Genomic DNA, 8,170 nt, shown 5'->3' with positions numbered 1-8,170 from the left:
GGGGTGGGTGAACCCCCCCCCCCGGCCCGTCCGTTCCCGGGGTCCTTCGCTCCGTCGGCCCGTCGGCCCGTCAGACCGCAGTACGGGCGGTACGGGCCGTGCGGGCGGTACGGCGCCGGCGGGCGGCGGCCCGGGCGCGCAGGGCCACCGCGACCAGGGCGCGTACGGGCGCGGGAGCGCGGCGTATGTGGAGCGCCGCACGCAGCGGCTCGTCCAGCAGCGAGGCGGCGACCGCGGGGGCGAGTCCGGCGAGCGGCCGGGGCAGCCGGGCGCCCAGCAACCCCTGGCTGGTGGCCTCCCAGAGCGCGGCGCCCTCGGCGCTCGGCGCGAAGTGCCGGCCCTCGAACGCGCGCATCCACCGCTCCACACCGGCCATCCCCGCGCCGTCCGTGGCGTCCGCGCCGTCTGCGCTCCGATCCCCCGTACCGTCGCCGGTGTCCCCGTCCCCGTCCCCGGAGAGGCCGAGCGCGTCGGACAGGCCGACATGGAAGGCGTACGCCGCCGCCCGTTCCTCGTCCGTCACCGCGCGGTGGCCGTGGTCGTCGACGAAGCGGAGCGGGCAGACGGTGAAGCAGGCCAGGACGTACCGCATCAACTCGGGGGTGATGTCGGGCCGGTCGTGGATCCGGTGCAGCACCTCGACGATCCGCCGGCCCTCCGCGCTCTCCACCCCCTGCCCGATCAGGGCGAACATGGCGACCCCCGTCGCCTTGGCCCGGCCGCGCGGCTCGTCGTACATCCGGCCCGTGGAGTGGAGGACCCGGGCGATGCCGGGGACGCCGAAGGTGCGGACGAAGCCCAGGGTGAGCCCCAGCTTGGACTCCTCGGGCATCGTCTCCAGCACGAGCCGCGCGAACGCGTCACCCGTACCGGGAGCGCCCCCCGGCGCCCGCGCCTCGTCCGCCCCGCCCGGCTCCCGCGTCCCGTGGTCCCGTGTCTCGTGGATCTCGGTCATCCTCACTCACTCCGTCGCCGTGGCGGCGGCCAGCGCCTCGCCGGTCAGGGGCGCGTACAGATGGCGGGCGACCCGTACGAGGTGCGCCCGCTCCTCGACCGGTTCCGCGTCCAGTCCGGGCAGCGGGATCTGGTCCTCGCGGGGGCGCGGCGGCGTCCCCGCGTTCAGCGCCTCGACGGCGCAGCGCAGCGCGGTGGCCACGATCAGGGCCGCCCGCTCCGCCTCGTCCAGACCGGCCCGCTCGGCGAGCGCGGTGGCGGCGGGGACGACGGAGGGCGTGACCCACGGGCGCAGCGTCAACTGGCCGTCGCGTATCTCCAGTCCGCGCCGCGCGGTGCGCCACTCCAGGTCGCGTACGGCCAGCCGCTCGGTCCACGCCGAGGGCGGCGCCTCCAGGGCGAGCCGCCGGTCCGCCCGGTAGACGAGGTCCCACAGCGGGCGCAGGGCCTGGTAGTCGCGGCGCCTGCGGATCCAGGCGGCGACGGCGGGACCGGCGAAGCCGTTGGTGATGAGGACGGCGCCGAGCGCGGCGAACGCGGGGCCGAGTGCGGTGCTCAGCCACTCCGTACCGGTGGTCCCGGCGGCGGCGGCGCCGATCGCGACGAGTTTGCTGACCCCGTATCCGCAGGCGACGAAGGCGCCCACGGCGAGCTGCCTGATCCCCCGCCGCAGCGGCCCGTCCGGCAGTCCGGCGGCGTGGCGGAGGCAGACGCGGCCGATGTCGATGAGCGCGAAGCCGAACAGGCCCTGGTAGAGCACGAGGAAGAGGGCGATGGACGGGATCGTCGCGAAGGTGGTGTCGAAGGTGAGCGGGGTCTCCGGGCGGGTGGGCCCGCCCGCGAAGAACAGCACGATCATCGCGGTGACCAGGACGGCGAAGGCGGTGAGGCGGACCCGGACCGGACGCCAGGTCTCCACGGCGGCCTCGTCCCACACCCGCGCCTCGACGCGGTCCTCCGGCGGGGTCCACATCCGCGCCAGCACCACGGCGGCGGCGGAGAACCCCATGATGCCGAGGTAGACGAAGAGGGTGGCCAGATTGGGACGGTGCGCGATCCGGTCGACCAGCCGGTAGACGACCGGCGCTGCGACGACGAACGCGGTCGCGGGGGAGGCGATCGACAGGGCGACGACGAGCAGTCCCGGGCTCGGGTCGCGGCGCCAGGCCCGTATCTTCAGGGCGGCGACGACCCAGGCCACCGTACCGATGCCGAGATAGACGGCGTTGAACGGCGCGTCAGGTATCTGCGGCGCCCCGAGCGCCGGGCCGGCCGCGGATATATGGGATATGTCAGCTATACCTGACATTCCGTCCCCGTATGTCAGACATGCTGTCCTTTGCGGTGTTCCATCGCCGGCGCGAGTTGGGACGTCGTCCCGGCGCCGGGGGCCAGTACGAGGGTACGCGTCAGCTCGGCGCCCAGGATCTCCGCCTCCTCCTCCGCCGCCTCGTCGTAGTGCGAGCGGCCGAGGACCAGCCTGACCAGGTCGGGGTCGAGGGTGGGCAGGTCCACCCCGGCGGTCTCCTCCTCGGCGGAGGGCGCCTCGGCGAGGTGGCCGCACAGCAGGTGCGCGAGTTCGTGGCAGATGATGTGGGCCTGGTGCAGGGACGAGGTCTCCTGCTCGAAGTGGACGAGGTCGGCCGCCGCGCGGCGCTCGACGAACCCGGAGGGCTCCCCCACCCGCATCCGGCGCGGGACCAGTTCGACGGGGCGGCCGGTCCGTTCGGCGACCGCCGCGCACAGCTCCTCGACGGTGCGGGTCCTCGGCAGGTCCAGCTCTCTGACCATGGCCCGCATGCGGCGGCGGGTGCGCCCCAGATCTCCCACGCTCTCCCCATCCGCCTCGGTGTCGGCGCCCGTTCCGGCAAGGCGCCAGTGTCCCAGAGGGGTACGCCCGCTGTCGGTCACTCCTCGGAACGATTGTCGGGACGGTCGTCGGAACGGCCCTCCGTGTGGCCGTGGGGCAGCCCTACCGCCTTGCGCAGTTGCTCCACCACGGTCAGCGCGGCGTCCTGCATCGCGGGGGGCAGTCCGGCCGCGCGCATCGCGATGCGTTCCACCCGGGCGTCCCGCAGCGCCTCGATCTTCCGCAGATCACGCTCGACGGCCTGGGCGGTGGCGGAGTCGCTGAAGTAGTCCAGCGGGACGCCGAAGAACTTGGCGATCTTCACCGCGTTCTCCAGGCTGGGTTTCTGGGTGCCCTTGCGGAGGTTACCGATGTACGTACCGCTCAGGCCCGTCCCCTCCGCGATCTCCGAGTCGCGCCAGGGGCGGCCCAGGTCCTTCGGGTATATCACCGAGATCACTCGCCGGAAGCGGGCCGCGAAGTCCATCGGCTCCGACGACGCCGTCTCCCCACCCTCGCCGGGACGGGGTGCCGACGCTTCTGAGTGTGGAGAATCGGTGGTGGCCATGGATCGGACTATAGAACTCTTCGGCCCCCGGCGGGGATGACGCCACTCGATCGATTTACACGATCGTTGTGAAAATTCGGGGCAAGTACCCCAGCGAGCACCGAACTCCCCGCTCCGTCTCACTCATTAATCCACGATAGTTGACTTCCGACCGAGTCACCTACAGGATCGACCTCGCCGGTACGAAGACAACGGCCCCGGGCCGCGAAAGCGCCGGGCGCCGCTGCCTCACGGGGGTGGGCAGCAGGCGCCCGGCGCAGGGCGGACTCCGGTGTGCGCGTCCTTGTCAGTGGCCGCCGTGACCCGGCTGGTGATGGTCGAAGACCAGCACCTCCCGGGGCATGACGGTGAACGGCCGCATCATGCCCATGTCCTCGTGCTCCAGCAGGTGGCAGTGGTACATGAAGCGGCCGTGCGCCCCGGTGAACTGGCCCATGACCTTGACCATTTCACCGCGCCGGACCTGGAACACGTCCTTCCAGCCCTGCTCGTTGTCCGGGACCGGGTTCGCGCCGGTGTACCGGATCGGCGAGGTGGTCGTGGCGCCCGCGGGGCTGAAGCCCGACACGTCGTACACCTCGCGCTCCAGCACCTGGAACTCGGTCAGATGGATGTGCATGGGGTGCGTGGGGCCACCGAGGTTGAGGAGGCTCCACAGCTCGTGGTCGCCGTGCGCGACCTTGAACCCGAGGGCGTCGTCGAAGGTCCTGGCGATCCGCCGGTAGATCCTCGGCACCGTCTCGCCCTCGCCGAGGAGCGCGATCACCCCGTCCTGCCCCGGCGCCGCCGACCCGTCGGTGACCTCGGCCATCTCCCAGATCTCCGGATGGCCCGCACCGCCCTTCGTACCGGGCGCGCTGAGCACGACCAGCCGGTGGCCGTGCGGGGTGTCATGGGTGAGCCGGCGGAACGACGAGGAGATGACCGACGGCAGGACGAACCGGTCCGCGACCGGCAGCGACCCCACCCGGAACTCCATGACCTGCGGGAAGAGCACGTCCCGCGCCGGGTCGGGCAGCCCCGCCGGCTGTCCGCCGACATTGACCAGCCGCACCTTCTTCCCGCGCAGCGCGCGGAAGTCGACCAGCAGGTCCATCCGCTCGGCGGGTGCGACGGAGAGCCCGCGCAGCGTCGTCTCGTCGTACTCCACCGAGACCGGCCGGGGCAGCAGCCCGCCGTCGGAACCGATCTGCCGGATCGCGCCGCGCACCGGCCGGTTCTCCTCGTCGACCAGCGCGAGGTTGTAGATCCGGGCGTTGGAGGCGTTGAGCAACCGGAAGCGGTACCAGCGCGGTTCCACGTCCAGGTACGGCCACACCACCCCGTTGACCAGGTTGTACGGTCCGGAGAACGGCAGGGTGACGTACCTGCCCGACTCGGCGTCCGGCGCGTCCGCCGCGCGGCGCACCTTGTGCAGCAACCGCCCGGTGGGCCGACCCCGTCCGTCCGTCTCGAAGTTACGGTCCGTCAGGATCAGCGGGACCTCGTACTTCCCGCTCGGCAGATGGAGCGCCGCCTCCTCCTCGTCGCGGATCAGATACATCCCGACGAGCCCGGCGAAGACGTTCCACCGGGTGATGTTCATGCCGTGGTCGTGGTACCAGAGCGTGGTGGCGGGCTGCTCGTTCGGATACTCGGAGAGCTGCGCGTCCTTGTACGCGACGGCGTTCTCCGCCCAGCCGTCGTTGCCGCCGCCGGTCTCGGCGCCGTGCAGATGGGTCACGGACCAGGCGGGGAGATCGGCGACCTCCTTGATCTCCACGAACCCCTCGCCCCGGCCCGGCGGCGCGTACGGCAGCGCCGAACCGCCGACGGCGGGCGCCTCCCCCGCCGCGACCGGGTACGGGGCGTTCTTGATGCGGTTGGTCCAGGCGATATGGACCCGCTGACCGCTGTTCACCTCGATCGTGGGACCGGGGAACTGCCCGTTGTAGGCGAAGACATGGGTCGGCGCCATCTGCGCGTGCAGCCGCACCCAGGTCGACTTCAGCTCGATCCGCTCGGTCCCGCTCCCCGGCCGGAGCGTCCGCGGCACGCGCAGCCGGTCCAGAAAGGGCGTGAGACCGCCCAACTGGACCGCGGCGGCCGTGGTGGCGGTGGATTCCGTGTCGGCGCCGTTTCCGGGCACGCCGATGATGGTCTCGGACAAGGTACGACCCCCCGTTGCTCTCCCCCGTGCCACCGGATGCTCCCGGCGGCACCTTCACGGGGTAGGACTCACCCCGATCCGTCCCGGTTGCCCGATTGCGAATGGTCCATAAAGGTTGCGTTCACTTTCGGACACTCTGATGGGGTGTGCGCACCTTCCGTACGGCCTGTCGGGTACGGGCGAGGGTGCGGGCGAGTCTCGGGCCCAGGTGGCGTTTGAGGGTGCGCAGGGCTGTCACGCGGGTCGCCGCGCGGTCCAGGCGGTAGTAGAGCGCGGGCGGGAGGTACGGGAGCAGCGGGGAGTGGCGCTGCCCCAGGAGGGCGAACATCTGGGCGGGTGGGAGGTGGATGTAGCGCGTCAGGTTCTCGTACCAGCGGGCGCTGTAGCGGGCCGCGCTCTGTACGGGGAGGAGCGCGGAGCGCCGCTCGCGCTCGTAGCGGGCGAGGGCGGACGGCAGTTCCGCGTGGTCGCGCAGCGCGCCCGCCAGGGCGATGGCGTCCTCCAGCGCGAGGGTGGTGCCCGCGCCGATGGAGTAGTGCGTGGTGTGCGCGGCGTCGCCCATCAGGACGAGGCGGCCGTGGGACCAGGCGCGGTGGGTGAGGGTGCGGAAGGTGAGCCACTGCGCCGGGCCGCCTTCGGAGTTCGCCCGGCCGATCAGGCTGTTCCCGTCCAGCGGTACGGCGAACAGCTTCTCCAGGAGGGCCAGGGTGCCGGCCTCGTCCGTCCGGTGCAGCCCGAGGCCCGTCCAGGTCGCCTCGGAGCACTCGACGATGCAGGTGCTGTGGCGCGCGCTGAACCCGTAGCCGTACGCCCAGATCCAGCCGTGCTCCGTCTCCGTGAAGGCGAAGGTGAAGGAGTCGAAGACCTTGGTGGTGCCGAGCCAGATGTACTTGTTCCGGCCGGCGGTGGCCTCCGTACCGAAGTGACCGGCGTACCGCTCGCGCAGGCCGCTGTTCACGCCGTCGCAGGCCACCACCAGGTCGGCGTCGGCCAGTTCCGGACCGTCGGGGCCGTCGGTGACCGCGTGTTCGTACACGACGCGCACGCCCAGCTCCCGGGCCCGCCCGGCGAGGATGTCCAGCAGTTCGCGGCGGCCGATGGCGAAGCCCTCGTCGCCGTGGTGGACGGTGGTCAGGTCGCCCACGTGCGCGACCCCGTCGTTCCAGCGGACCGAGCGCTCGCCGATCGTGCGGGCGGACTCGGGGTCGTGGGCGCGCAGCTTCTCGATGAGGTTGCCCCAGTAGGTCACCCCCCAGCCGTAGGTGGACCCGGCCGGGTTCCGTTCGTACACGGTGATCTCGTGGGACGGATCCTGCCGCTTCATCAGGATCGAGAAGTACAGTCCGGCGGGCCCGCCGCCGACACAGGCGACCTTCACAGCACACTCCCCATGACGACGCAGAGCGATCAATTGGCAGCGAAGAGTAACAGGGAGGTGCGGGCGGCGGCCGTCACATCCACAGGCGGGCCTTCATCAGGAGCTGCCCGTGGAGCAACGACAGGTCCGTACGGGTCAGGTCCCCGTCCCGCGTGGCGAGGTAGAAGGTGTTGATGGGCGGGAGTTCGGGCTCCAGCAGCTTGACGACCTCGCCGCGCACCAGCTCCTCGGCCGCGAGGTAGCTGGGGAGTACGGAGATACCGGCGGAGGACTTGACCGCGGCGAGCGCCCCGCGCAGATCCGGCACGACGAGGGAGGGCGTCGCGGTCGGCCGCAACCCGAAGACCGTGAGCCAGTAGCGGCGGATGATCGGCAGGGACTCGGCGTACGCGATCAGCGGGTACTTGGCGAGCACGGCGGGCCCCTCCTTCTCCGTGAGCCGGTCGGTGGGGATGTCCCTGGCCAGCTCCGGGGAGGCGAGGAGCACGAACTCCTCGTCCACCAGCGTCGTGGCGGTGATGCCGCGCAGCCGGGGCCGTACGGTCGACAGGACGAGGTCGAAGTCGCCGCTCATCAGCCGGCCCAGCAGGTCGTCCGCGAGACCGAAGCCGAAGGTGAGGCGCAGCCCGTCGGCGACGAGGTCGCTGACGGCCGGCAGGACGCGCGAGGTGATCAGCTCCACCGGCCCGCCCACGAAGAGCGGATGGCCGTCGGGGGCGCCGCCGAAGTGGCGCTCCACCACGGTGCCGAGCGCGTCGACCGGGCCCTGCACCTCGCGCAGCAGGGTCTCGGCGGCGGGGGTGGGGAGGGCGCCCTGCGGGATGCGTTCGAAGAGCGACTTGCCCAGCTCCCGTTCCAGATTGCGGATCTGGTGGGTCACGGTGGGCTGGGACAGTTCGAGCCGCTGGGCCGCCTTGGTGAAGGAGCCCAGGCGGTAGACGGTCACGAACGTCCGCAGCCAGCTCAGTTGTACCGCCATGGTCAAGGCCGTCCCCCTGTGCGCTCGCCCCGCGCGGTGCTCGGCGGGGTGGTGGTGGTACTCGTCGGTCGACAGAGCCGACACTCAGCGGGGTCGTCGGGGGCGGCCGGGTGTCCGATGTCCATGCTGCGCGCAATGTCGCGGTCGCGCAGTCCGGTCGGTGGAAAACACCCTTAAGGGCACGGCGAATACGTACGTATGGCCGCGGGGGGGGGGCGGGGGGCACAGAAAAAGGCCCCAACAAATGGCGTTTTATTAAAAAAAAAAAAACACCCACAAAACGAAAAAAAAAG

General features: G+C 71.5%; 7 protein-coding genes. All 7 read right to left on the bottom strand.

Annotated elements, in window-relative coordinates; all coding sequences use genetic code 11:
- Positions 1-70 precede the first annotated feature (70 nt).
- Positions 71-955, bottom strand: coding sequence for an oxygenase MpaB family protein (locus ACFXPK_RS06135; protein ID WP_385072187.1), 885 nt, complete (start codon positions 953-955; stop codon positions 71-73).
- A gap of 6 nt (positions 956-961) precedes the next feature.
- Positions 962-2,263 (bottom strand): MAB_1171c family putative transporter, encoded by a 1,302-nt coding sequence (locus ACFXPK_RS06130; RefSeq protein ID WP_385072184.1) that lies wholly within the window; start codon positions 2,261-2,263, stop codon positions 962-964.
- A gap of 14 nt (positions 2,264-2,277) precedes the next feature.
- Entirely contained in the window at positions 2,278-2,784 is a 507-nt protein-coding gene (locus ACFXPK_RS06125; RefSeq protein WP_385007671.1) for a hypothetical protein, read from the bottom strand.
- 77 nt (positions 2,785-2,861) lie between these two features.
- On the bottom strand, positions 2,862-3,371 hold the full coding sequence (locus ACFXPK_RS06120) for a helix-turn-helix domain-containing protein (protein WP_385007669.1): 510 nt from the start codon (positions 3,369-3,371) through the stop codon (positions 2,862-2,864).
- Between the two features lie 286 nt (positions 3,372-3,657).
- A complete protein-coding gene (locus tag ACFXPK_RS06115) occupies positions 3,658-5,520 on the bottom strand; it encodes a multicopper oxidase family protein (protein WP_385072180.1) in 1,863 nt (620 codons plus the stop codon).
- 121 nt (positions 5,521-5,641) lie between these two features.
- Positions 5,642-6,898 carry an FAD-dependent monooxygenase gene (locus ACFXPK_RS06110; RefSeq protein WP_385072178.1) on the bottom strand — a complete coding sequence of 419 codons (1,257 nt, stop codon included), beginning with the start codon at positions 6,896-6,898 and terminating at the stop codon, positions 5,642-5,644.
- Positions 6,899-6,971: 73 nt separating this feature from the next.
- Positions 6,972-7,877 carry a LysR family transcriptional regulator gene (locus ACFXPK_RS06105; protein ID WP_385007440.1) on the bottom strand — a complete coding sequence of 302 codons (906 nt, stop codon included), beginning with the start codon at positions 7,875-7,877 and terminating at the stop codon, positions 6,972-6,974.
- Positions 7,878-8,170: the final 293 nt, after the last annotated feature.

The sequence above is a fragment of the Streptomyces sp. NPDC059142 genome (genome assembly GCF_042755665.1).
Taxonomy (GTDB): domain Bacteria; phylum Actinomycetota; class Actinomycetes; order Streptomycetales; family Streptomycetaceae; genus Streptomyces.
This window is presented reverse-complemented; position numbering and strand designations above follow the sequence as displayed.

Coding starts and splice junctions, on each gene's coding strand:
- ACFXPK_RS06105 (WP_385007440.1), bottom strand. CDS start 7,877: ATGGCGGTACAACTGAGCTGGCTGCGGACGTTCGTGACCGTCTACCGC.
- ACFXPK_RS06135 (WP_385072187.1), bottom strand. CDS start 955: ATGACCGAGATCCACGAGACACGGGACCACGGGACGCGGGAGCCGGGC.
- ACFXPK_RS06130 (WP_385072184.1), bottom strand. CDS start 2,263: ATGTCAGGTATAGCTGACATATCCCATATATCCGCGGCCGGCCCGGCG.
- ACFXPK_RS06120 (WP_385007669.1), bottom strand. CDS start 3,371: ATGGCCACCACCGATTCTCCACACTCAGAAGCGTCGGCACCCCGTCCC.